The 22,805-nt window shown below is 66.0% G+C and carries 21 protein-coding genes; 2 read left to right on the top strand and 19 right to left on the bottom strand.

What is annotated here, in order from left to right; genetic code table 11:
* Window positions 1-27: 27 nt before the first annotated feature.
* The 7 genes from CRO01_RS12590 to CRO01_RS12620 all read right to left on the bottom strand — a co-directional run bounded on the left by CRO01_RS12590 (window position 28) and on the right by CRO01_RS12620 (window position 6,862).
* Window positions 28-1,626, bottom strand: a complete 1,599-nt coding sequence (locus tag CRO01_RS12590; RefSeq protein WP_097009497.1) for a dihydrolipoamide acetyltransferase family protein — start codon at window positions 1,624-1,626, stop codon at window positions 28-30.
* Window position 1,627: 1 nt separating this feature from the next.
* A complete protein-coding gene (locus tag CRO01_RS12595; protein WP_097009498.1) occupies window positions 1,628-2,653 on the bottom strand; it encodes an alpha-ketoacid dehydrogenase subunit beta in 1,026 nt (341 codons plus the stop codon).
* Window positions 2,654-2,655: 2 nt separating this feature from the next.
* Window positions 2,656-3,765 carry a pyruvate dehydrogenase (acetyl-transferring) E1 component subunit alpha gene (gene pdhA / locus CRO01_RS12600; protein ID WP_097009499.1) on the bottom strand — a complete coding sequence of 370 codons (1,110 nt, stop codon included), beginning with the start codon at window positions 3,763-3,765 and terminating at the stop codon, window positions 2,656-2,658.
* 232 nt (window positions 3,766-3,997) lie between these two features.
* Window positions 3,998-4,948, bottom strand: coding sequence for a lipoyl synthase (gene lipA / locus CRO01_RS12605; RefSeq protein ID WP_097009500.1), 951 nt, complete (start codon window positions 4,946-4,948; stop codon window positions 3,998-4,000).
* Window positions 4,949-5,011: 63 nt separating this feature from the next.
* Window positions 5,012-5,362 (bottom strand): DUF7344 domain-containing protein, encoded by a 351-nt coding sequence (locus tag CRO01_RS12610; protein ID WP_097009501.1) that lies wholly within the window; start codon window positions 5,360-5,362, stop codon window positions 5,012-5,014.
* Window positions 5,363-5,481: 119 nt separating this feature from the next.
* Window positions 5,482-6,147 carry a helix-turn-helix domain-containing protein gene (locus CRO01_RS12615; protein ID WP_097009502.1) on the bottom strand — a complete coding sequence of 222 codons (666 nt, stop codon included), beginning with the start codon at window positions 6,145-6,147 and terminating at the stop codon, window positions 5,482-5,484.
* Between the two features lie 157 nt (window positions 6,148-6,304).
* Window positions 6,305-6,862 (bottom strand): DoxX family protein, encoded by a 558-nt coding sequence (locus CRO01_RS12620; RefSeq protein ID WP_097009503.1) that lies wholly within the window; start codon window positions 6,860-6,862, stop codon window positions 6,305-6,307.
* A 210-nt stretch (window positions 6,863-7,072) separates the two neighbouring features.
* Between CRO01_RS12620 and CRO01_RS12625 the strand changes: the two genes are divergently transcribed.
* Window positions 7,073-9,439, top strand: a complete 2,367-nt coding sequence (locus CRO01_RS12625; protein ID WP_097009504.1) for a DEAD/DEAH box helicase — start codon at window positions 7,073-7,075, stop codon at window positions 9,437-9,439.
* Here the strand turns inward: CRO01_RS12625 and CRO01_RS12630 are convergent, their stop codons facing one another.
* The 9 genes from CRO01_RS12630 to CRO01_RS12670 all read right to left on the bottom strand — a co-directional run bounded on the left by CRO01_RS12630 (window position 9,440) and on the right by CRO01_RS12670 (window position 17,787).
* Window positions 9,440-10,096 (bottom strand): HAD family hydrolase, encoded by a 657-nt coding sequence (locus CRO01_RS12630; RefSeq protein WP_179747482.1) that lies wholly within the window; start codon window positions 10,094-10,096, stop codon window positions 9,440-9,442.
* 108 nt (window positions 10,097-10,204) lie between these two features.
* Window positions 10,205-11,185 carry a transcriptional regulator gene (locus CRO01_RS12635; protein ID WP_097009505.1) on the bottom strand — a complete coding sequence of 327 codons (981 nt, stop codon included), beginning with the start codon at window positions 11,183-11,185 and terminating at the stop codon, window positions 10,205-10,207.
* Between the two features lie 90 nt (window positions 11,186-11,275).
* On the bottom strand, window positions 11,276-11,593 hold the full coding sequence (locus CRO01_RS12640) for a hypothetical protein (protein WP_097009506.1): 318 nt from the start codon (window positions 11,591-11,593) through the stop codon (window positions 11,276-11,278).
* 92 nt (window positions 11,594-11,685) lie between these two features.
* Window positions 11,686-12,786 (bottom strand): Brp/Blh family beta-carotene 15,15'-dioxygenase, encoded by a 1,101-nt coding sequence (locus tag CRO01_RS12645; RefSeq protein ID WP_245838546.1) that lies wholly within the window; start codon window positions 12,784-12,786, stop codon window positions 11,686-11,688.
* Window positions 12,783-13,502 (bottom strand): lycopene cyclase domain-containing protein, encoded by a 720-nt coding sequence (locus CRO01_RS12650; protein ID WP_097009507.1) that lies wholly within the window; start codon window positions 13,500-13,502, stop codon window positions 12,783-12,785. The genes CRO01_RS12645 and CRO01_RS12650 overlap by 4 nt, the downstream gene beginning before the upstream one ends.
* A 100-nt stretch (window positions 13,503-13,602) precedes the next feature.
* The gene (locus CRO01_RS12655; protein ID WP_097009508.1) at window positions 13,603-14,346 is read right to left on the bottom strand and encodes a bacteriorhodopsin; all 744 of its coding nucleotides are present in this window, start codon (window positions 14,344-14,346) and stop codon (window positions 13,603-13,605) included.
* A 75-nt stretch (window positions 14,347-14,421) separates the two neighbouring features.
* Window positions 14,422-16,467, bottom strand: a complete 2,046-nt coding sequence (locus CRO01_RS12660) for a bacterio-opsin activator domain-containing protein (protein ID WP_097009509.1) — start codon at window positions 16,465-16,467, stop codon at window positions 14,422-14,424.
* Window positions 16,468-16,617: 150 nt separating this feature from the next.
* Entirely contained in the window at window positions 16,618-17,025 is a 408-nt protein-coding gene (locus tag CRO01_RS12665) for a DUF6276 family protein (protein WP_097009510.1), read from the bottom strand.
* 69 nt (window positions 17,026-17,094) lie between these two features.
* A complete protein-coding gene (locus CRO01_RS12670; RefSeq protein WP_097009511.1) occupies window positions 17,095-17,787 on the bottom strand; it encodes a V-type ATP synthase subunit D in 693 nt (230 codons plus the stop codon).
* A gap of 313 nt (window positions 17,788-18,100) precedes the next feature.
* Here CRO01_RS12670 and rnhB point away from each other — a divergent pair, with 313 nt between their 5' ends.
* Window positions 18,101-18,748, top strand: coding sequence for a ribonuclease HII (rnhB, locus tag CRO01_RS12675; RefSeq protein ID WP_097009512.1), 648 nt, complete (start codon window positions 18,101-18,103; stop codon window positions 18,746-18,748).
* A 36-nt stretch (window positions 18,749-18,784) separates the two neighbouring features.
* On the opposite strand, the gene CRO01_RS12680 is transcribed toward rnhB, so the two are convergent.
* The 3 genes from CRO01_RS12680 to CRO01_RS12690 all read right to left on the bottom strand — a co-directional run bounded on the left by CRO01_RS12680 (window position 18,785) and on the right by CRO01_RS12690 (window position 22,752).
* Window positions 18,785-20,365 carry a preprotein translocase subunit SecD gene (locus tag CRO01_RS12680; RefSeq protein WP_097009513.1) on the bottom strand — a complete coding sequence of 527 codons (1,581 nt, stop codon included), beginning with the start codon at window positions 20,363-20,365 and terminating at the stop codon, window positions 18,785-18,787.
* Window positions 20,362-21,249 carry a protein translocase subunit SecF gene (gene secF / locus CRO01_RS12685; RefSeq protein ID WP_097009514.1) on the bottom strand — a complete coding sequence of 296 codons (888 nt, stop codon included), beginning with the start codon at window positions 21,247-21,249 and terminating at the stop codon, window positions 20,362-20,364. The genes CRO01_RS12680 and secF overlap by 4 nt, the downstream gene beginning before the upstream one ends.
* A gap of 87 nt (window positions 21,250-21,336) precedes the next feature.
* The gene (locus CRO01_RS12690) at window positions 21,337-22,752 is read right to left on the bottom strand and encodes a hypothetical protein (RefSeq protein WP_097009515.1); all 1,416 of its coding nucleotides are present in this window, start codon (window positions 22,750-22,752) and stop codon (window positions 21,337-21,339) included.
* Between the last annotated feature and the right edge of the window lie 53 nt (window positions 22,753-22,805).

Genomic DNA, 22,805 nt, shown 5'->3' on the forward strand with positions numbered 1-22,805 from the left:
TATCGGGAGGTAAGTAGTTGGTAGGGTCTATTCCAGCAGCAACAGCGACGGTTCTTCGAGATACTCCATCAGGGTGTTCGTAAATCGGGCGGCATCGGCGCCGTCGACGACCCGGTGGTCGATCGACAGCGACAGCGGCAGCGTGTGGCGGGCGACGACCTCGCCGTCTTCGACCACCGGCCGCTGCTCGATCGCCCCGAGCGCGAGGATGGCGACCTGCGGCCGGTTGATGATCGGCGTGGCGTACTCGCCGCCGATCGCGCCGACGTTCGTGATCGTGAACGTGCCGCCGCGCAGCTCGCTCGGCTCGATCGAGCGCTCGCGGGCCTTCTGGACGAGTTCGTTCGTCTCGGAGGCGACCTGCAGGAGTCCCTTCCCGTCGACGTCATCGACGACCGGCACCATCAGCCCCGCCTCGGTGTCGGCGGCGACGCCGACGTTGTAGTAGCGCTTCTCGACGATCTCCTCGGCGTCCTCGTCGAGTTGTGCGTTCACGATCGGGTGCTGTTTCAACGCGGCGACGACGGCTTTCATCACGAGCGGCGTGTAGGTCAGCCGGATGCCGCGCTCGTCGGCTTCGGGGGCGAGTCGCTCGCGCAACTCGACCAGTTCGGTCGCGTCGGCCGTGTCGTGGTGGGTGACGTGGGGCGCGCTGAACTTCGCGTCGCTCATGCGCTCGCCGATCGTCCGCCGGACGCCGCGGTAGGGGCGGCGTCGCTCGCGCTCTCCCGCAACTGCGGTGTCGGCCGCCGCTCCGGTGTCGGCCTGCAGGGACGCTGTCTCGGCCGTCTGTGCCTCGCGCTGGGTGGCGGCGTACTCCCGGACCGCCTGCTCGGTGACGAACGCCTCGCCGTCGCGCTCCTCTGTCGCCGGGACCGCGTCGAGATCGACGCCTTCCTCGCGGGCGACCCGCCGCGTCGCCGGCGCGGCCAGCGTCCGGTCGCGGTCGGCGGCGTCCGCGGCGTCGGTCCGCGCCGTCTCTCTGCCAGTCTCCGCAACCGGTGTCGCTTCCTGCGACGGCGCTTCGGCGCCGCCCGTCGATTCCTGCGATTGCATTTCGGCATCGACCGCCGCCTCGGCGTCGGGGGCGGTCGACGACGCCGCGGCGTCCGCCCGAGCATCTGCGCCGCCGCTTGCGGCTGCTCCGGCATCCCCGCTCGCGGCAGCGTCCACGTCGCCGGCCGTGATGCGTCCGCCCGGCCCGGTGCCCTCGATCGCTCCGAGATCGACGCCCTCCTCGCGTGCCAACCGCCGGACGCTCGGCGGCGCGAACACGCGGCCAGATGCCGCCGTGTCCGCGTCGGAGGCTGTCTCTGCTTCGGCGTCCGCCGCTGTCTCAGCGTCGGCGTCCGTCTCCATCTGGGCATCGGATTCGGGTTCGCCCTCCTCGTCGGTGTCGAACGTGACGATCACGTCGCCGACGGGGACGATCTCGCCCTCCTCGGCGAGCAGTTCTTTGACTGTGCCGTCGACCGGCGCGGGCACGTCGACGACGGCCTTGTCGGTCTCGACTTCGGCGACGGGCTGGTCCTCGGTGACGGCGTCGCCGGGTTCGACGGCCCAGCGCACGATCTCGCCCTCGGCGACGCCTTCGCCCACGTCGGGCAGTTTGAACTCTCGGACCATCTCAGAACTCCACCGCCTCCCTGATTCCGTCCTCGATGCGCGTCGGTTCGGGCAGGTAGAAGTCCTCGGTGGCGTACAGCGGGAACGGCGTGTCGAAGCCGGTGACGCGCTCGACCGGCGCCTCCTGATACAGCAGGGCCTCCTCTTGGAGGATCGACGTGATCTCGCCGGCCAGCCCGCCGGTGCGGGGCGCCTCGTGAACGACGACGGCGCGGCCGGTCTTCTCGAAGGAGTCGACGATCGTCTCGCGGTCCAGCGGCGACAGCGAGCGCAGGTCGACCACCTCCACGTCGATCTCGCTGTCGAGGTTCTCGGCGGCTTCGGTCGTCCGGTGGGCCATCGCGCCCCACGCGTAGGCCGTCACGTCCGATCCCTCGCGTCGGACGGTGGCCTCGCCCAGCGGCACCTCGTAGTCCTCTCGGGGCACGTCGCCCCGGAACGCCCGGTAGATCAGCTTCGGTTCGAGAAAGAGGACGGGATCTGGATCGCGGATCGCGCTGAGTAACATCCCCTTGGCGTCGTAGGGCGTCGAGGGGACCGCGACCTTGAGGCCGGGCTGGTGGGCGAAGAAGGCCTCCGTCGACTCGGAGTGGTGCTCGGGCGCGCGGATGCCGCCGCCGTAGGGCGCCCGGACGACCATCGGGGCGGTGAACCGGCCGCGCGAGCGCGTTCGCAGGCGCGCGGCGTGGGAGACGAGTTGGTCGAACGCGGGGTAAATAAAGCCCATAAACTGGACTTCGGCGACCGGCTTGAGGCCGTAGGCGGCCATCCCGACGGCCGTGCCGACGATGCCCGATTCCGCCAACGGGGTGTCGATCACGCGGTCTTCCCCGAACTCCTCGTACAGCCCGTCGGTGGCGCGGAACACGCCGCCGTTCGCTCCTACGTCCTCACCCATCACCAGCACGTCGTCGTCGCGGGCCAGTTCCGTCGCCATTGCCTCTCGAACCGCCTCGACCAGCGTCAACGAGTCAGTCTCGACCGCGCTCGGGTCCGGCGTCTCGGTGGGGTGTTGTTTGCTCGCCATGGTCAGTCCTCCAGTAGGGCGTCGTCGCCGTGCGTTTCGCGGAGCCGGCGGAGGTACTCCAGTTGCTGTTCGAGCCGGTCGGGCATGTTCTGATAGACGTGTCGGAACATTTCCTCGGGGTCGGGACGCTCGGTGGATTCGGCCGTCTCGACGGCGTCGGCGACGCGTTCCTCGACCTCCGTCTCGATGGCGCCGACCTGCTCGTCGTCGAGTCGCCCCGTCGAGCGCAGGAACGTCTCCAGTCGCGGGATCGGGTCTTTTTGCTTCCAGCGCTCGACTTCGGCTTCCTCCCGATAGACGCTGGGATCGTCGGCGGTCGTGTGGGCGCCGAAGCGATACTGGACGGCCTCGATCAACGTCGGGCGCAACTCGCCGTCGTCGGGGTCTTTGGCCTTCTCGACGGCCTCGCGCGTGACTTTGTACACTGCGAGTGGATCCATCCCGTCGACTTGCACGCCCTCGAAGCCGTAGGCTTCGGCCTTCTGAGCCAGCGTCTCGCTTGCGGTCTGGCGCTCACGGGGCACCGAGATCGCCCACTGGTTGTTGTTACACAGAAAGACCGCAGGCACGTCGAACACGCCGGCGAAGTTCAGCCCCTCGTGGAAGTCGCCCTCGCTGGTCGCGCCGTCGCCGAAGTAACACAGGAACGCCCGATCTTCGCCCTTGAGCTTCGATGCCCACGCCGCGCCGGTCGCGTGGGGAATCTGGGTGGCGATCGGCACGGCCGGTGTGAACACGTTCACGCCCTCGGGCGGCTTGGCCCCTGCCTCGCTGCCCATCCAGTACAACACCGTCTGCTCGATGGGCATTCCCCGTACTGTCACCGCGGCGTGCTCCCGATAGCTCGGGAACAGCCAGTCTTCCTCGGCGAGCGCGTGGGCGCTACCGACCTGCGCGCCCTCCTGCCCCGACATCGGGGGGTAGGTACCCAGCCTGCCCTGTCGCTGCAGGCTCACCGCCCGCTGGTCGAGGTGCCGGGCCAGTCGCATGTCCCGGTACATCTCGACCAGCGTCTCGTCGTCGATGTCGGGCACTTCGGCGCACTCTCGTATCCGTCCCGCGTCGTCGAGCACCTGTACCCGCTCGTCAGGGTCGCGCTGTATCGTACTCATGAGAGAATCCTCCGGCGCATACCTACATGATCGTTCGCTCGGGTTATAGGATTTTCGTAGATAGTTTTACTATCGGGTCGCTCACTGCTAGTTACTCGCAAACACGTCCAGTTACGAGCCGTGAATCAAAACGAAATCTGTATTCTTGCGGGCAAAATATCTGTCTCGTCGGTCGGGGTGCTATCTGCGACGATCTTCTGCACGAACGCCCAATTACGGCGTGCTGATACGCTTAGTCGCTCGCCCGCGCTTCGGCTCTGGCGTCCTCGACGCTCTTGCCTTCCCGGAGCACGGCGTCGACGAACAGCTCGCCCGCTTTGTAGGACGATCGCACCATCGGGCCCGACGCGCAGTACAGGAAGTCGAGTTCCTCCTCGGCGACGCGACGCCACGTCTCGTACTTATCGGGGTGATCGTAGGATTCGACCGGGAGGTGTTCTCGGGAGGGACGAAGATACTGGCCCAGCGTCACCACGTCGACCTCGGCTTCCCGCAGGTCCGCGAGCGTCTGGTAGACCTCGTGGTCGTACTCGCCGTGGCCGAGCATGATCGAGGTCTTGGTGTAGATGTCCGACTCGCGGCTGGCCTGTTCGAGTACCGAGAGGCTCTGTTCGTAGCCAGCGCGGGGGTCTCTGACTTTGCCCTGCAGGCGCTCGACGGTTTCGACGTTGTGTGCCAGCACGTCCGGCTCGGCGTCGATGATCTTCCGGACGAGTTCGGGCTCGCCTTGGAAATCGGGAATCAGCACCTCGACGAGGACACCGGGATGCCGACGCTTGATCTCGCGGATCGTCTCGGCGAAGTGGGCCGCGCCCTGCTCGGGAAGGTCGTCCCGGTCGACCGAGGTCAGGACGACGTAGTCCAGCCCGATCTCGGCGACGGCGCTGGCGACGTTTTCGGGCTCGTCGGGATCGAGCGGTTCGCCGCCGCCGGTCTCGACATCACAGAAGCCACACGAGCGCGTACATTTGTGGCCCATCAGCATGAACGTCGCCGTCCCGCCGGCGTCGCCGCCCGCCGATCCGTCAGTTCGACCGCTCCAGCACTCGCCCAGATTCGGGCAGTTGGCCTCCTCGCAGACGGTGTTGAGGTCGTGCTCGCGGAGCGTCTGCTTGATCTCGGTGAACTCGCGCCCGGACGGCGGTTGCACGGCCAGCCAGTCGGGCTTGCGCGAGCGACTCATGCCTGACGTTCCGGGCTCCCCCAGCAAAAGGTTGCGGGATCACCGTTCTGTCCCCCGACGCGCTCAGCTCTCATCCGGATCTGTTCGACCGACTTCGGGGGGCACCCGCCCCGCTGCGACCGACCCGACGACCCGCTCGTCCCGACAGTACACGGTCCCGCCGTCACTATCGAACTCGACGATCCCTGCCCCGTCGAGTTTCGGGAGATGTACGTGATGCAACTCGACGACGAGCGTTTCTGCGTGCTTCGAGATGGACCTCGTCGTGCTGTCCTCCTCGCGGGTTGCTAGCCGGTGTGCGATCCGGTCGACGCCCAGCGCCGTGCGATCAGTGTTTGCGAGCACTTTGCATATTCGCCGCCGCCGTTCGTTCGCCAAGGCTTCGAGAATCAGATCGTCGGCTGTCTTAGTCATTGTTTGAGCCAGTGGTTGCTCGGCAAGACACGGTGTGCGCAGGTTCGGTAGATTCGGGTATAACCGTTCACCATGGACTGTAATGCCGGCCGGCGATTCCACGCGGGCGCCCTACCACGTCAGTCCGCGGCGGTCGCGTTGGTCTGGGCGAACACGGTGTTTTCCGCGAGCGCCGAGATGCCACGCCGCAGTCGCTCGGTCAGCGCCTGATCGGAGATGCCCAGTTCCGAGGCTACTTCGACGGTCGTACAGCGCCGCGGCACGTCGTAGTACCCCATCTCGACGGCCAGCGTCAGCGCCTCGTGCTGGTGCTCGGTCAGCCCGAACCGCGCTCTGGCGTCCGGTCCGGTCGGATGGTACACGCGCGCGACCGTGATCGTCGCCCCGGCGTCCTCGCAGCGGCGTCGAAACGTCGACATCGCGTCGTGGTCCGGAAATCTGAGCTCGAACCGCCACTCCTCGCCGCTGCCGGTCGCACGGACGATCTGGCCGCACTGGTCCCGAATCGTCGTGAGGAGCAGATCGTCGGCGGCGTTCCAGTCGAGTCCGTACAGCGCCTGTGAGTCGAACGCCTCGACGATCTCGATCTCCTCGACGCTGGGCTCTGCATCCAGTCGCGCCGCGAACGCCTCGGTGTCGACGCCGTACACCCACAAAAACGGCACCGCACGCTCGCCGGCAGGCACGAGTGTTTCCAACTCGACACTGGCACCATTTGACAGATTGAGAATACGCCCAAGCTCGAAGTCGGTGGCGGGAATTCTGAGCTCTGCGATGACACTCATGCTAGTTACTTTGATATTATTATTGACTAGTCGTTTATCGGGACGGCTTGGTATATCATGGTATACATATCTTATACCCATCGCTCTTAGTAATGAACGATGGGTTTAGGTTGTGTATGATAGATATTGGCATGAAAAGAGATACCTATCGACTCACTCAGCCCAGCACGTATCGAAGCGCGGGGTAGCGCTCGATCAGCGCCTCGCCGCCGACCTCGACCTGTTCGAGCCGACGGTCGACACCGAGGATTCGGCCCGCGCCGAAGGCGGCGACGGCGAGGAACACGACGCCGTAGATCAGCGTCGAGTCGAACAGGGCGAGCCAGTCGCCGGTCCACCCGCCGAGGTAGAACAGCGCCATCTGCATGGCACCGCCCAGCGCGGCCAGTCGGACGAACGCGCCGGCGATCAGCGCGACGCCGATCAGGAGTTGGGTCACCGGGACGACGACGTTGACGACCTCCATCAGCGCCGCGTTGCCGGCCATGGCCGCGTACAGGCCGCTCACCGGGCTGGCCGGGTCGACGCCGTAGGCGAGGTAGCCGGCGGCGTCGAACGGCCATTCGGAGACTTTGCCGAGGCCGGCAAAGAGGATCATTCCGCCGATGACGACACGTAGGGCGACGACGAACCACGCTGACAGCGCGTGGGGCCGGCCTTCGAGTGCGATTCCGCCGTACTGGCTTTCGAGTCTGTTTTCGGTCTTGGTGGACATCGTTGTTCTCCCTCTTACAGTTCTTACTACACACGTTCACGTATTAACTGGAAGACTTGATTTCCAAATATAGAGAATAGTGTCACGCAAACGCATGTTTGGTTATCTCACGGCGGCGTCTCTCCGCTTTCCCGCCGACCGCTTGGCTCCCATCGCGGCTGGACTCGCCAACGGAAACGCATATGACGCCCGGCCCCACCCATTTGGACGATGGAGGTCGCCGAGGTTCTCCCCGATTTCGCGGACGCATTCGCCTTCGAGGAGTTCAACGAGATGCAGCGCGAGGCGTACCGTCCGATTCTCGACACCGACGAGAACGTCGTCGCCAGCGCACCGACGGGCAGCGGCAAGACCGCACTGGCCGAGCTTGCGATCTGCAAGGCGCTGTCCGACGGCGGCACCGCGCTGTTTATCGCTCCCCTGCGCGCGCTGACCAACGAGAAGGAGTCCGACTGGGAGCGCTTCGAGCAACTGGATTTTTCGGTGTACGTCGTCACCGGCGAGCGCGACCTGAACCCCCGCCGCGCCGAACGTGCCGACATCCTCGTGATGACGCCCGAGAAGGCCGACTCGGCGACCCGCAAGCACGACACGCGGCGGTACTCGTTTATCACCGACATCGACGTTTGCGTGATCGACGAGGTCCACCTGCTGGACTCCGAAAAGCGCGGCAGCGTCCTCGAAGTAACGATTTCGCGGCTTCGGCGGCTCTGTGATCCTCGCGTCGTCGCGCTCTCAGCGACGATGCCGAACGTCGACGACGTGGCGGCGTGGCTCGACGCCCCCGAGGAGACGACGTTCCAGTTCGGCGACGAGTACCGCCCGGTCGACTTACACGCCGACGTGCGCACCTACACCCACGGCGAGAACTCCTTTGCCGACAAGTATCGGCGCCTCTATCGGGCGCTCGACCTCGCCGAACCCCACATCGACGACGGCGGACAGGCGCTCGTGTTCGTCTCCTCGCGCCAAGACACCGTTCAAGCGGCGAAGAAGGCCCGCGACGAGATTGCAGAGCGCGACCTCTCGATGGGCGCCCGTGGGGACTACGACTACCACACCGAGACTCAGCAACTCGAAAACGACACGCTCCGGAAGTCGGCGCTCGACGGCGTCGCCTTCCACCACGCCGGGCTCTCGAAGAACGACCGGGACCTGATCGAGCAGTGGTTCAAGGAGGGCCAGATCCAACTCCTGTTCTCCACGTCGACGCTCGCGTGGGGGGTCAATCTCCCGGCGCGCTGTGTCGTGATCCGGGACACGAAGTATCACGACCCGCTGGAGGGCGAGGTCGACATGAGCCCGCTGGACGTGCTCCAGATGCTCGGGCGCGCTGGACGGCCCGGCTACGACGACGTGGGCTACGGCTGGATCGTCTGCGATCGCTCGGACGCCGACAAGTACCGCCGACTCCTGACGGAGGGCAAAGAGATCGAGTCCCGCCTCGCCGAGGACGTAGAGTCCCACCTCAACGCCGAAATCGCAATGGGCACCGTCGAGCACCTCGACGACGTGGTCGAGTGGATCGAGACGACGTTTTACTACCGGCGTGCCCAGTCGGTTCCCGACCAGTACGGCTTCGGCGACCTCGACGACGCGGCGTTCGACGACGCCCTCCGCGAGCAGGTCAGCGACGCCCTCGCGGGCCTCGAAGCGCGCGGCTTCGTCGAGACCGAGGGGTTGCGCGTCGACTCCACCGCACTCGGAACGCTGGCCTCGAAGTACTACCTTCGCCTCGACACTGCCAAACGATTTCACGACGTTGCCACCGGCGAGGAAATCGATGTCGACGCCGTCCTCGAAGCGGTGGCGACCGCCAGCGAGTTCGACTCGGTCAACGCCCGTTCCGCCGAGCGCGACGCCATCTCGGCGGTGCTGTCGGGCCAGACGGTCGGCGATGTCGACGCCGGCCAGCGCAAGGTGCTGGCGATCTTGCACTCCTCGATGACCGGCTCGACGCCGGCCGACCTCTCCAGCGACGCGTGGGTGATCCGCCAGAACGCGGTTCGGCTGCTCTCTTCGCTACAGGCCTTCTTCGAGCGCTTCGCAGAGCCACGGGCAGCCAACCTCGCCCGGCGCGTCGAGGCGCGCCTCGAAAACGGCGTCAGCGACGACGCCGTCGGGCTGACCGCGGTCGATGGCATCGGCTCGGGCCGGGCGAGCAAACTGGCCTCCGAGGGACTGACGACGCCGGCGGACGTTCAGTCGGCCGGCGTGGATGGGTTAGTGGCCGCGGGCCTCTCGGACGGCGTCGCCGAGCGCGTCGTCGACGCCGCCGGCGAGCTTCCCGTGGTCGGCATCGACTGGGGCGCCTTCCCCGACTCGATCGCGCAGGGCGACAACGAGATGTGTGAAGTCACTGTGACCAACGCCGGCGAGGGCGCGCAGGCGGGCGTGCGCGTGACGGTCAACGGCGTCGAAATGACCGCCACCGAAGCGTATCTCTCCCAGCCCGTCGAGGTGCCGGTCGGCGTCTTCGGCGGGTCGGAAAGCCCGATGGAGTTCACGGTCGAGGTCTGTTTCCCGGATCTGCCGCTGTTGCCGGTGCGGGACTCGCGGACGGTGCGGGTGGAGTAGTCAGCTCGTCAGCTCCAACAACAGGCCGCGCAACTCCTGTGGGCCGTCTGCGACGTGATCGGCCGTCGAGAGATCCATCCCCTGATTGATCTCGGTCCGGTAACCGACGCTGGTCATTCCCGCGCGGTTCGCGGCTTCGACGCCGTTTTCGGAATCTTCGACGGCGATGCACTCGCTCGGGTCGACGCCGACCTCCGCGGCTCCGATCTCGTACACTTCGGGTTCGGGCTTGCTCGGCCCGTCGATCTCGTTGCCGCTGACGACGGCGTCGAAGTGCTCGTCGATGCCGAACCGGTCGACGACGATGCCGATCCAGTCCAGCGGCGACGAGGAGACGACGGCCGTTCGGACGCCGCGGTCGCGCAGGTCGTCGGCCAGCGCCTCGAACCCCTCCAGCAACTCGGCGTGCTCGTGGTACAGCTCCTCGGCGGCGTCCTCGTAGTAGGCCTCGAACTCCTCGCGACCCATATCGAGGTGTTCGCCGTAGTGTTCCTCGAGGTAGCCGTGGATCTCGCGGTAGTTCATCCCCGTGATCTCCTCGTCGTCGACGACGCCCTCGCCGACGGCCTCGGGCAGGACCTGCTCCTCTTCGAGTTCGACCCAGTACTCTTCGGAGTCGACCAGCACGCCGTCCATGTCGAACAACACTGCGTCCATTGTCGGGCAGTTCGTGACCGGGCGAGAAATACGCCTGAGAATCGGCAGGCTAGGCGGGGTTTCTGGCACCGCTACGACGCCGCAGAACGGGTAGCCCCCGAATGGCCGTCAGGCCGGCTCTTCTTCGTACTCGGTGCGCTCTTTGAGCAGGTCGCGGAACTCGTCGGGGTTGTCGATCGACTCGGCCTCCTCGCGCTCGATGAGTGCGGTGCCGTCGACCGAGTCGCGCTTGGCGCTGTCGACGAAGTAGACCGAGCGGGTGCCGACGACCTCCCCGAGCGAGCCCATGATCCGGGCGCGTTTCTCGGCGGCGCGCGTGAACTTCGAGTGGCCCGTCAGGACGGTGCCCTCGACCGGCTGGGTGTCTTCGGCGTCCTCGCTGACGGCCTTGAACGGCGCTCGAAGCGTCGGATGCACGTCGTAGCCCGCACGGGTCATGACCGTCACCATGCGCTCGTCGTCGGGGTTGGCGTCGGGCTCGTTCGGCGTCGGGTCCTCGTCGCGGACCTCGTCGGCGCCTTCGAGCACGTCGACCGGGCTGGTCAGCCCGGAGCCGAACATCTCTTCGAGCTGCATCGCCACCTCGATCGAGGCGTTCATGCCGTCCTCGTACTTCGAGACGGTGCGCCGCGAGACGCCCAGCTCGGAGGCAAGTTGGCCGAGGCTCCAGCCGCGCTCCTCGCGCTTGTCTTCGAGAATTTCGCTGTCGATGCTGACGTACAGGCCGCCGGGGGCCGCGTAGATCAGCGGCGGGATGCCCTCGACGAACAGGTCCATCGCGGTATCCGGGCTCAGCGCCGGGACGCCGTGGCGGAAGTAGACGACCTCGGGTTTGAGTTCCTCGTCGCGGGTCCGCAGGCCGAGCACCAGCGGCGTCGCGTCGAGGTACGCGCCGATGCGACGCATCTCTTGGCCCGTCTCGGCGTCGAAGGCGTCGACGTTGCGGAGGATCTTGAGCAACACCAGATCCTCTCCTCGGCGGGCCGCGATATCGAAGCTCCGCGGGCGGATCGCACAGCGGTCGCTCACCATAAAGCCCGCATCCTCGAGCATGGCGACGACGTTACCCACCAGCGCAGACCGGGACATACCCGTACGTAAGTAATTGGCCCTATTTAGGAATTGTGCCGTCTCTATCGCCCGCACGTCCGGTGATTACTCCCGTTCGTGGCAGATAGCTCACGCTCGGTCGGGCAACTCGACGGTTTCGGGATCGGGCATCCACAGCAGGTCGATGGCGACGCCGAGCGTCAGCGGCGTCACGATGACGAGCACGATCGCTACCGTCCTGCCGCCGAGGTCGCCGCCGATCCCCAGTGGGCCGCTCAGGACGAGCGTGCTGGCGACCAGCAACATCGGAATGAACACGACGGTGTACACCGCCGACCCCCAGTCCGTATCCAGCCGAAGCCGGAAAAAGCGTGTCACGACCGCGGTAATCAGCGTATGGAGGGCGACGACGAACAGCAGTCCCAACACCGCACCGATGGTGGCCATACCCCACCTTCGGCGTCGCCGACCTTTTCGCTGTCGGAAGGCGACGCGTGGGCATCGGTGACACCTGTCGACCGCCAATGACGGTGACCGTGCTACGAGTCCCCCACCTCGTATGTCGGAGATGCTCCACCGCCGCCGACACTTGTGGGGTTCCAGAGCCCCTGCCGACGATCCAGTGCGAAGACCACGATGGTGTGTGGAAGCGTCAACGCTGCAATAAACGCGAGATAGAGCCCCAGCGAGGACAGTGGTTCGCTCCCCGGTGCGACCACGACGTAACTCGCCGCGAGCACTGCGAGTGAAACTACCGTCAACGGCGCGGCGTCGCGTCCGACGCGACCGAGCGCCCGCACGGATGCCCCCGACGAGAGCGCCGCCGCGCCCGCAGGATCGAGCGCCGCTAGCCTCCCGACGTGGCGCAGCGAATGCCACAGACAGAAGTACACGCCGATCGACAACAGCGGCGGCACCGTCCAGAAGTACGCCCACAGCAGCGCCGTTTCCCCCGCGTCGATCCGCCATCCGGTCGTGGCACCGGTTCGCCGGTAGCCGTCGGCTAGCGCAGCTATCGTGACCACGGCCAGTGCGATTCCAAGCGCGGATCGGAACGCCGGCGAGAACGGCCATGCGGGAATTTCCACCGCACCGAACGGGGCGGCCATCGCGGCAACGACTCGTCGGTACCACCCCGGAAACGCGAGCAACGGCACCACCATCGGAACGCCGCCCCGAACCGTCACAGCGAGTGCGCGTTGGCGTCGTGACCGGAGGTGTTCAGCGTCGACCAGCGCGACGAGCGAGTACAGATCTCCCTGTCCCCAGTGGACCCACGTCAGCACCAGAAACGATACCGCAGCGAAGATCGGTGTGACCACCCAAACGGCGGCGTAGGCACTGCCGACGAGGAGATAGAGCCCGCCGACGCGGGCGAGCGATCTCCAACCGGGCCGTCTGCCGGCCGCGCGCGGCAACGCTAAGTGGTCGACAGCACCGTGGGGAACCCCCAACACGACGAGGCTCGCGGCGAGCGGAACGAGCTGCAGTGCGAGCGACAGTGATCCCAGCGGCGCGACGATGTCCGCGCCCAGTACCAGTGCGACGGCCACCCACGACGGAACGACGACCGTGCGGACCAAGGATCGGCGGACGGCGTCGTCTGCGAGTGTCGGCCGCCGACAGCCGGCCTCCGTCACGTTCTGACCACCCACTCGAACAGTACCAACCCCTGAACGACAAACAACGTAGTCACCAGAAAAAACAGGCCCTCTTCGACCGGTAATCCGAACACCGCCGCTCCGATCGTGTGCTGGTCGGAAAGCGTCCACGTGCCGGACCACAGAGCGACCCTGTCCGCGACACAGAGATACAGCGTCGGCACTGCGACGGCGACACCGACGGTACGGCGGGCCCGCCAGAGCACCGGCCAACCAAAGCCCCACTGCACCGCCAGCACCGGCCCGGCCCACGCGAGAATCGCCCCGAGATACAACGTCGTGCCGCCACGGAGTGCGAGCAGCGCACCGCCGACGCCGACGCCGACGCCCGCAAGAACGCCGACGACTCGGTCGGCACTCGATATCGATAGTCGGTCGGCCGTCGGGGCGGGCAACCGCCGGAGCCACAGCGCGGCCAGCACCGGCTGAACGAAAATGAACAGGTACTCCTCGACGGGGGCGTGCCAGACTCTCGCGGCGACGGCGCCGTCGCCGTACCACCACACGCCTCTGGCGATGAGGTAGTTGTCCCACGGCGTCGTGTACGCCAACGCGATCCCGACGATGAGCGCCGTGCCGACCCAGTTGCCCGACGACCACGCTGATTCCTGTCGCACGACCGTCGTGAGTCCGAGCACGAGCAGCGCCGGCAGCAAAAACAACACGTGGAATTCGATGTACGTGATTGCTGTCACAGGTCTCTCTCGTCGCAGTGTCGTGGCTGTGTGCGTCGGACGGGGCGATCCCGTACCGCGAGTGTGAATCCGAGACGACGGACGCGACGCCGGTCACCAGTCAGGCCGTCGGCGTCGCGCGCTGGATCGTCCCCGCTTCGTCGAGGACGGCGTGGCTGCGGAGCAGGATGTACCCGAAGCCGGCCTTTGCAGTTAGGTCCAGAAGCGCAAACCCTGCCGTCTCGGCGGGCAGCCCGATGAGACCGAGCCCCTCGGTACCGACGATCCACCAGACTGGGTACGCCGCCCAGAGCACCGTCAGTAGATTCCGCAACTGGACGAACTTGCTCTGAGCTTCCGCCGAGAGGGCATCGGCCTGCTCGGAGAGCGCTCCGAACAGGAAGTAGAGCAACACCACCAAGAACGCCGTGCTGACGCCCCACCAGATCAGCCGTTGTGCGCCGGCGGCGAACGCGCCGCCGTCGCCGGTCAGGGTGGCGATCGCTCCGGTGCCGATCATCAAAACGTCGAGCCCGACCAGCGTCCCGATCGTGTTGCGATCGGCTCCGGCGAGCAGTCCGAGGTCGATCAGCAACAGCGGCGTGGTGAATATCCAGTCGGTGTATCGCGCCCAGTAGACGACGATCGTCTCGCCGCCGACCGTGACTTCGACTAGTCCGAATCCCAGTGCCATCGCAAGGTAGTTTACGAACGCGATGGCGGTGATAAACGTCGTCACGATGTAGAATTTCTTTCGTCGGTCCTCCTCGACGCCCCAGCCGCGAGCGACGAAGTAGATCGTCGCGAGGAACATCCCTGCCGTGCCGAGCCACAGCCAGATGGCCTCGGAGCCTGGTTCGAGCATGGTACACCCGTAACTTCGTCTCAAACCTGTAAATCGGTACTACCACACTGGTCGGGCAATCCATGTAGGATTTTATTAGCCGGACAGCTCGTCGCGTTCTTCGTAGAATGCGGCGACGAGTTTTCGCTCGGCGGCACGCAAGTGTTGGTGGAACGTCGAACGCGTGATATCCATCGACTCCGCTAGCTCGTCGCCGGAGATCGGTCTCGGCCACTCGAAATAGTCGCTTGCGTACGCACGCCGGAGCGCACTCTGCTGACGGTCGGTGAGGCGTCCTTCCAGTCTCGCTGCGAACTCGCGTTGGGTCTCCGCGGGTCGGTCGCGCTCGCGATACGCAAGCAGGTCGACGCCCGGAAACCGTTCCGTGATCCGATCGGCGACCTCTCGTGCATCGTCGGTTTGAGAGACGCTGGCCGTCAGTCTCGCCCGGCTCGGATCGGCCACGATCGATCGCGTTTCGACGCCCCACTCGGCGAGCACCTCCACGACGAATGGCTCGCCGAACTTGATCTCCGCGAGGCAGCCGTCATCGGTGATCGTCGTGATATTCGCCGCCGCGATCTGCGGGAGCGCTGTAGCAGTCGCCTCCAGCCGTTGGGGATCTGCTCCGGTCACATCAACGAACGTCACCAACTGCCCGTCGGCGGCGCGGACCGACCCAACGTACTCGACGTGACAGTCGAGGTCGTCTGCGAGCGAGACGACAAATAGGTCGCTCCCGAGAACGCCGAACTCCAGTTCCGCAACCGTGTCAGTCGTTAGTCGCTCTTCGCTTTCTCGTGCGTTGATCGCGGTGGCGATTGCTCGCCCGAGTGCGGTTAAGATCGCACGCTCGTGCTCTGCGAACACTCCTCGTTCGGCCGCGTAGACACAGAGGACGCCGTGGACGGTATCCCGATACGCCAGCGGTACGGCTGCCATCGACTGGAAGCGATCCGGCCAGTCGCCGCCGTGCAGTCGACCGCCGGGGCTGTTCGCGCTGTCTTGCACGACCGCGAGTTCGCGGTCGTCGATCGCCGTTCCGATCACCGTCTCGGGGCCGAACTCCACGTCGAGTTCGTCGACAAACTGCGCGTTTTGGCTCGTATCAGCCGCCGGGTGTACCTGATCGTTCACAACGTCGTAGTCGCCGATCCAAGCGAAGTCGTAGGGCTCGGCGTCACCGATCCGCTCGCAGATGTCGCCTATCATCTCTTCTCGGCAGGACGCCTCCACGAGCGTTTGGGTCACATCGAGGACGAGCCCGTCGATCCGATCGAGCAACCGTTCTAGCGTCTGGCGCTCGTTGTCGAGCGATTCGGCCCGCTGCCGAGCCGCGAACTGGGCCCGCTTTCGGTCCGTGATATCCGTCTGGAACCCGACGAAGTAGGCCAGTTCGTCGCCGTAGATCGGCGCGAGGTCGACCCGGTTCCAGAACATCCGTCCGTCTTTTCGATAGTTGATCAACTCCTCGCTGGCTGGCACGCCGGCATCGATCGCGTCTCGAAGTCGGTCGACCGGCTCGGACGCCGTCGCCGGGCCTTGAAGGAACCGACAGTTTTTCCCGAGTACTGTTGCCCGATCGTAGCCTGTCAGCCGTTCGAACGCCTCGTTGACGTAAATCAGTGGTTCGTCCTCACGCTGGGCATCGGCGATGGTAATGCCGACCGGTGCTTCGTCCATCGCTCGCTCTTTGAGCGCCATCGGAACCTCCTCGTCCGCCGATCCCGGAACATCGATGGTGCCTCGATTGTCGGGTCGCCGTTCCAGAAGCTCCGTCACCGTCTCGGCGAGCCGTTCGACACCGGCTGCCAGCGGCGGCTTGATGACGTACTCGGTGACTCCCGCTGAGAGTGCTGCACTGGCGAGTGTTTCGTCACCGTCCTCGACGAACAGGATGACAGGCATCGTCGGAAACCCCTCACGTACCGACGACAGCAGTTCGAGCCCGCCATCGTCCGGAAGGTCGTGCTCGCAGATTACACAGTCGATCGGCTTTCTAAGCACCAGTTCGCGCGCGCTCTCGGCGGTCCGTGCGGTCTCGACGACGGCGTCCCCGAACGCGGTAGAAACGGCCTCTACAGCTGCGTCGTCGGGATCGACGTACAGCAGATGGTCGGTTCTGCCGTCTGGGCTGACCATAGGCGTGCTGGCGGCATAGGCGGCCAAGTGCCTTGTTTCCGTAAGTATGCCATCGCAGGGGTAAGACTCCGTTTCCCCCACAGCCTGTGACCGTAACTCGCCGTTATAGCGAGCTCGAGGCGAACATCCGGTTTCTGACGGGGATGAATATCAATCCACCAACTGCTGTAACTGCGCACGTCGCCGCTGTAGATCGACCTGCGCGTCGACCGCTGGATCGGACGCCAACCGATCCAGCACGAGAAATACGTCGGTGCCGCCGGCTTCGAGCCGGTCGACCAGAAACTGGATCTCGGCTTTGTTGAGGACCAGCGATTCCAGCAGCCCGAGCAACAACGCGACCCCTGTGGCGGCGTCCGGATCGGCCGGGAACGCGTCGTGGATCGACGCCGAACCGTCCGCGGCGTCGGCATCCTGCACGACGGCGTCGCGAGCGGGCGCGACAGTGAGACACGCCGGACAGATCGCTACCGTCGGTGCCTCCTCTGGTGCGCACTCGCGTAACTCGTCGGGGACCTCGAAGACGACGGCGTCGCCGCCGCAGGCGTCACAGCGCATGCTCGACACGAGGGATCGAAGGAAGAAAAGCGCCCGGAGAAGACGGCGATCGAGAACGCGGTGATCCGCTCAGTCGTCGGCCTGCACGCGCTCGGGTTCGGTCTCGGCCGCAGCGAGTTCCTCTTCTTCCTCTTCGGCCTGTTCCTTTTTCTCCTTGATCTTCTTCATACGGAAGATCTCCTCGCGCTCTTGCTCTTCGAGTTTCTGCTCGATGTACTCTTGGTTCTCCTTGAGGTCGGGCAGGAGCTTGAACTCCAGAGCGTTGACGCGGCGCTTGGTGGTCTCGATCTCTTCGAGCATCTTCTTCATCGCCGTCTCGACTTCGGCGGCGAGGATGATCGACTCCAGCAGGTCCTCGTAGGCTTCCGCGGCCTCGTCGATGCGCGCGGAGGTGCCGAGCACGCCGTAGCCGCGCTGATCGAGGCTCTTTTTGACGCGCGTGGACTCGATCTGAGGCACGACGACGCCCATGATGTTCTTGGACTCGGTCGTGATCTCGGGGTGTTCTTTGAGCGCGGCGGCGGCGCCCCGCACCGCAACGTCGCCCTCCATCGCGCGGGCCATGTCGATGGTCTTCTGGGCGTGCTGGTAGTCGCTTTCGAGGTTCGAACGAACGTCTTGGGCCTGGTCCAGAATGTCCATGAACTCCATGATCAGGCCGTCGCGCTTCTTCTCGAGCGTGTCGTGGCCTCGCTCGGAGAGCTCGATGCGATCCTCGATCGCCATCAGGTTCTTCCGAGTGGGTTTGACGTCTTTGGCCATTTACCGGGTCTTTGTGGGCCGAGTCGGATAACTGTTTACAGACGTGGCGGGCGAACCGACCTGTCGCTACGCCCGGTGTCGCCGACCTTGCCCGTGCGTGCGGGGGACTTTTGGGCTGGTCTGTCGCCACCCTAGCGCGGGGGGAGACAGCATGTGCCATCACCAAATAGACGAACGGGCCGACATCGAGGAGCTACTCGAAGATGCCGAGGCAGACGAGCACGTCGACCGCGAGGCCGCCGAAGCGCCGGCCGACGACTGACCGGCTCTTTTTGCGAAACGACTTTGCGACGCCGGCGGTTGCTATTCCCCGATGGAGTACGCCTTCGGTGCCGACGAGGCCGGTCGCGGTCCCGCGCTCGGGTCGATGTTCGTCGCGGCGGTCGCCGTCGACGATCGAGACGCCATTCCAGCGGGTGTCGACGACTCGAAGAAGCTCTCGCGAGCCCGCCGTGACGACCTCGCTGCCGCCCTCCGCGACGACGACCGCGTTCGGGCGTCGGTCGTCGAGGTTCCCACCGAGCGCATCGACGATCCGGCGACCGACATGAACGCGCTGACCGTCGACGCCCAGTCGACCGCGCTCGACGCCGTCGTCGAGGCCGGCCAGAGCGGTGTCGTCGACGCCTGCGATACTGACGCCGAGCGATTCGCCAGCCGCGTCGCCGACGGCGTCGACGCCGACGTTGCACTCCGCGCCGAACACGGCGCCGACGAGACCTACCCCGTCGTCAGCGCAGCCAGCGTGCTGGCCAAAGCCGCCCGCGACGACCACGTCGACGCGCTCGCGGCGACCTACGGTGAGGTCGGCAGCGGCTATCCGAGCGATCCGACCACGCGGACGTTTCTCAGCGAGTACGTCGAGACACACGGCGACTTGCCCGACTGCGCCCGCGAGAGCTGGGGCACCTGTCAGGACGCGCTGGCGGCGGCCGAACAGTCGGCGCTCGATCAGTTCTGACGCCGCGGCGAAACCGAACGACGGCGAAAAAAGCGCTCAGTTCTCGGTCTTGATCCGGCGCAGGATGTTCCCGTAGGCCGGTCGGGTGATGAACACGCCGATCAGCACGCCGAGGATCGTGATGATCGCAAAGCCGCGCAGATCGCCGAGCGAGAGCACAGCGAGCGGGCTCATGGCGATGATCGTCGTCGCGGCGGCGGCGCCGATCACCCAGAACGCCTTCTTGAACCGGCTGTCGAACACGCGCCCGGAGCTGACGCCGTCTTCGGACAGCACCTCGTCGGCGATGATGATCAGGTCGTCGACCCCGGTCCCGACGACCGCGATGAACCCGGCGACGTGGGAGAGGTCGATCGGCATCTTGATCGCCGCCGCGAAGCCGAGCAGGATGACGACTTCCGACAGCGCCGTCAGCGACATCGGCGCCGCGACGCGCGGGTTGCCGTAGCGCAGGAACACCACGAGCACGACCGTCAGCACCGCGATGAGGCCGGTGATCGCCGAACTGGTCCGGAACTGCTGGGCCTGTTCGGGCTGGATCTCGTAGCTACTGGAGTTTTCGCCCAGATCGAGCTGGGCCGGGAGGCTCCCGGTCTGGATGCTTGTCTGGACTTCCTGTGCGCTCTGGCGGTCCGGCGTCGTGACTTGGAAGGTGGGCTGGCTGGCGAACTGGTCGCTTTCCATCAGGGTGCCGAGGTTGGGGTTCATCGTCAGGCCAGTCACCGTCTCGTCGTCGTAGACGATCAGCTGACAGTAGCCCCACTGGCTGGGATCCGTGTTTTCGTTGTAATTACAGCCCGATCCCCGCTCGACGCTGCTTGCGATCCCCGTCTCGACCATGAGATCGGAGTAGTCGGCTGCGGCCGACTGCTTGAGCGTGACCGAGAAGCCGAACCCATCCTGATCGTCGAGATTCTCGACCTGCCCGACGTCTTTGATCTCGTCCTGTCGGAGCGCGATCTGCTGCTCGTAGCCGCTACCGTTGCCCGAGGCGTTGTCGGTCGGGTAGTGGGCGACGACTTGGACGACCCCGCGGTTCTGGAGCACGTCGCGCAACTCGGCGATGTCGACGTTCCGTCCGGGGGCTTCGATGACGAGGTACCAGTCGTCGCCGACTTGGACCTCGTTGACCGTGGCGCCGGTGAACCCGGTCGATTGGACCCGGGTCTCCAGCACCTCGATCATATCGTCGCGGGTCTCGGCGGTGACGCCGGTCCGCACCGAGAACGAGTCCGACGAGTGCCCGGTGGCTTCCAGCGCGGACTCTAGCTCGGCCGTGGTGACGTTGCCGCTGAACACCTCGACGGTCCCGTCCTGTGATTGGACTTGCACTCTGCCCAGATCGACCCCGAGTTGGTCCGCGATGGCTTGGGCTTCGTCGTTTTGCACGTCGACGTTCTCGGCGGTGACGCCGTCGACCGGCGCTCGCAGCCGCGCGCCGCCGCCGAGTTCGATGCCGTACTTGAGGTTCGTCGGCGTGTCGACCGCGGTCTCGTTGCCGCCGATGTCGTCGCCCAGCCCGGCGCCGGGGACAAAGAGGAAGAAACACGCCAGCGCGATCAGCGCGACGAGGATCGAGATCCGGAGGTTGTTCCGGACGAGCTCGATCGGCTTCATCGCGCCACCCCCTCGAACTTGTACCAGCGAAGCAGGCTGAGATTGAGCATGTAGGTGTTCATCAGGTCGGCGCTCAGCCCGATCACGAGCACGAGGCCGATGTCGGCGAGCAGGCCGATGCCGAAGAACGTCGCCACGATCGTCATCACGGTCATCGCGGCGATCGAAGTGACGGTCATCGTCACGCCGGTCTCCATCGCCCGGCGGGTGCTCTCGTAGAACCCGCCGCGCCGACGGAGGATGTGGTTGTTGAGCAGGATGTCCGAGTCGACGCTGTAACCGATCAGCATCAGTAGGGCGGCGACGGTACCGAGCGACAGCGGGATGCCGGCGAGGTTCATCGCCGCCAGCGGGATCATCACGTCGCTAAACGCCGAGATGACGATGGCGATGCTCGGGACGAACGACCGAAACAGGATGAATGCGATCGCGCTCATCCCGAGGAACGCGATCACGAGACCGTACAGCGCGAGCGTCTGGTTTTCGTTGCCGAACGTCGGCGGGATCGAACTCTCCTGTGAGACGACCTCGCCGTCGCTATCGCCGGGTGCTGGCTCTAAGTTCTCGTTTGCCTGCTGGGCCAGCGCCTCGGAGTCGCTCGACTGGAACTGGACGAGATACGTGTTGTCCTCGCCCCCGATCGTCGAGATCGACTCGACCTCCTGATCGAAGGCCCCTCTGATCTCCTCGGGGCTGTCTGCGGTCTGTAGCCGAAGTTCCGTCCCCCCGGCGAAGTCGATGCCGAGGGTGGCCGGGGCGCCGGTGACGATCCACCACCCCGCGATCACCACCAGCGCCACCGCCAGCACCGCCAGCGGCACCGCCGCGAGCTGGCGGTTCGTGTACCGGTCGTAGTCGATTTCCGGTACATCGAACTGAATCATATGGCGCCACGTCGGTCGGGATTCCGAATAAGCCTTCTTATCTCTCCGGAGGAGAACCCCTCGCCACCGTTCGGACGCGTCCGCCGGTCACCCCTGCACGAACGGCGTCGCGCCGGTCGGCATCGACAGCAGCCACAGCGACAGCATCGTGTAGCCGACCATCACCGCGACGAAGGGGATCTGGCTTCGGATCGCCTGCAGGCGGCCGGGGAACAGATCGAACGACGCGGCGTGGGCCGCCCAGACCGCGAGCACGTGGCCCGCAAGCACGAAGCCGATATCGAGCAGGCCGAACCAGTCCGGCAGGACAAAGCGGGTGAACGCCGGCGGTGGCGGCGGCGAGAGCGGACTCGTGATCGCGGTCCACAGCGACGGCGTCTGCGAGACGAAGAAGGCGAAGTAGTGCGCGAGGTGGTAGCCGCCCGCGATCGCCAGCAGCGAGGGTGCGAACACCACCGCGAGCCGCCGGGCCGGAAGATACGTCTTCGCGCGGTCGCGCGAGCGCCGCGCGGCCAGCCGGAAGGCGCCGACAAAGAGGGCGAACCCGACGAGCACGAGCAGGAGATACGCCGCCGCTGGCGGGAGGCCGACGCCGACCAGCGCCCGCACCGTCGTCTCGCCCGGCGGCGTCACGACGAAGCCGCTCAGCGTCAGCTCCCAGACGAGCAACACGACGAAGGCAACGTCGGAGGCGTCCGTAACGAGATCAGTCTCGCGCAGTCGAGCGCCCGGCGGGCGCAGCGACCAGCCGTCGTCGGTGCGCTGGAGCGGGCCGACGGCGCCGTAGAAGCGAAACCACGCCGAGAGCGGGTCGACGTTTCGGGTCCACGCCTCCGGGCCGACCGCGACCGCGGCGCCGAGCGCAAGCGTCGAGTAGCAAAGCACCGCCCACGCGAGCGTCGACGGCGATTGGGTCAGCGGCGTCACGACTTCGAGCCAGATCAGCGCGAGCAGCGCCCCGACCGCGGGCCAGCGCTGCAGCGACTCGGGGTACTCGACGACGCCGCTTGGCAGCGCTTCGGCGGCGCGACGCCACGGATCCATCGCCGGCCACGGGTTCCCGACGGCGTACGCGACGATCGTTAGACCGGCCCGCCCGCCGACGAACACGACGAGCACGGCGAAGCTGGCGCTTCCGATCTGTGGTCCGGCCAATCCGGTGTAGACGACGAGCGCGAGCACCAGCACAGTGAGCGTCGTGCCGGCGCGGCCGAGCCACTCGCGTGCCGTCCGCGAGGACGGCAGCGACAGCGCCCACGAGTGAAACGTCGCCAGCAGCGCCCGGTCGGTCACCAGCATCGAGAGCATCCCCGAGGCCGCGATCGCCGCGCCGCCGGTCACCAAAAATAGCCACGTCGGCACCGAGACCTCGCTGCTTCCACCCTGCAGCCCGCTGACGACGTTACTGGCCGCCGCCGAGTCCGCGACCACCGCGATGGCGACCGCCAGTACCACGGCGCCTGTCAGTGCACGCCGCCGTCCGCTCGATCGACCGGCTGGCATGTTCGTCTACACGAAGCCCTGCGAGCATCATGATCCTGTCGTCTTGCGGTGCT

The sequence above is a fragment of the Natronoarchaeum philippinense genome, from assembly GCF_900215575.1.
Lineage (GTDB): Archaea > Halobacteriota > Halobacteria > Halobacteriales > Natronoarchaeaceae > Natronoarchaeum > Natronoarchaeum philippinense.

What these genes read in the sequence shown, in the direction of transcription:
- lipA (WP_097009500.1), bottom strand. Translation starts at nt 4,948, where the DNA reads ATGAGTCGCTCGCGCAAGCCCGACTGGCTGGCCGTGCAACCGCCGTCC.
- CRO01_RS12670 (WP_097009511.1), bottom strand. Translation starts at nt 17,787, where the DNA reads ATGGCCAAAGACGTCAAACCCACTCGGAAGAACCTGATGGCGATCGAG.
- secF (WP_097009514.1), bottom strand. Translation starts at nt 21,249, where the DNA reads ATGATTCAGTTCGATGTACCGGAAATCGACTACGACCGGTACACGAAC.
- CRO01_RS12610 (WP_097009501.1), bottom strand. Translation starts at nt 5,362, where the DNA reads ATGACTAAGACAGCCGACGATCTGATTCTCGAAGCCTTGGCGAACGAA.
- CRO01_RS12630 (WP_179747482.1), bottom strand. Translation starts at nt 10,096, where the DNA reads ATGGACGCAGTGTTGTTCGACATGGACGGCGTGCTGGTCGACTCCGAA.
- CRO01_RS12620 (WP_097009503.1), bottom strand. Translation starts at nt 6,862, where the DNA reads ATGTCCACCAAGACCGAAAACAGACTCGAAAGCCAGTACGGCGGAATC.
- CRO01_RS12660 (WP_097009509.1), bottom strand. Translation starts at nt 16,467, where the DNA reads ATGGTCAGCCCAGACGGCAGAACCGACCATCTGCTGTACGTCGATCCC.
- CRO01_RS12665 (WP_097009510.1), bottom strand. Translation starts at nt 17,025, where the DNA reads ATGCGCTGTGACGCCTGCGGCGGCGACGCCGTCGTCTTCGAGGTCCCC.
- rnhB (WP_097009512.1), top strand. Translation starts at nt 18,101, where the DNA reads ATGGAGTACGCCTTCGGTGCCGACGAGGCCGGTCGCGGTCCCGCGCTC.
- CRO01_RS12655 (WP_097009508.1), bottom strand. Translation starts at nt 14,346, where the DNA reads ATGCTCGAACCAGGCTCCGAGGCCATCTGGCTGTGGCTCGGCACGGCA.
- CRO01_RS12640 (WP_097009506.1), bottom strand. Translation starts at nt 11,593, where the DNA reads ATGGCCACCATCGGTGCGGTGTTGGGACTGCTGTTCGTCGTCGCCCTC.
- CRO01_RS12590 (WP_097009497.1), bottom strand. Translation starts at nt 1,626, where the DNA reads ATGGTCCGAGAGTTCAAACTGCCCGACGTGGGCGAAGGCGTCGCCGAG.
- pdhA (WP_097009499.1), bottom strand. Translation starts at nt 3,765, where the DNA reads ATGAGTACGATACAGCGCGACCCTGACGAGCGGGTACAGGTGCTCGAC.
- CRO01_RS12595 (WP_097009498.1), bottom strand. Translation starts at nt 2,653, where the DNA reads ATGGCGAGCAAACAACACCCCACCGAGACGCCGGACCCGAGCGCGGTC.
- CRO01_RS12625 (WP_097009504.1), top strand. Translation starts at nt 7,073, where the DNA reads ATGGAGGTCGCCGAGGTTCTCCCCGATTTCGCGGACGCATTCGCCTTC.
- CRO01_RS12635 (WP_097009505.1), bottom strand. Translation starts at nt 11,185, where the DNA reads ATGTCCCGGTCTGCGCTGGTGGGTAACGTCGTCGCCATGCTCGAGGAT.
- CRO01_RS12680 (WP_097009513.1), bottom strand. Translation starts at nt 20,365, where the DNA reads ATGAAGCCGATCGAGCTCGTCCGGAACAACCTCCGGATCTCGATCCTC.
- CRO01_RS12615 (WP_097009502.1), bottom strand. Translation starts at nt 6,147, where the DNA reads ATGAGTGTCATCGCAGAGCTCAGAATTCCCGCCACCGACTTCGAGCTT.
- CRO01_RS12690 (WP_097009515.1), bottom strand. Translation starts at nt 22,752, where the DNA reads ATGCCAGCCGGTCGATCGAGCGGACGGCGGCGTGCACTGACAGGCGCC.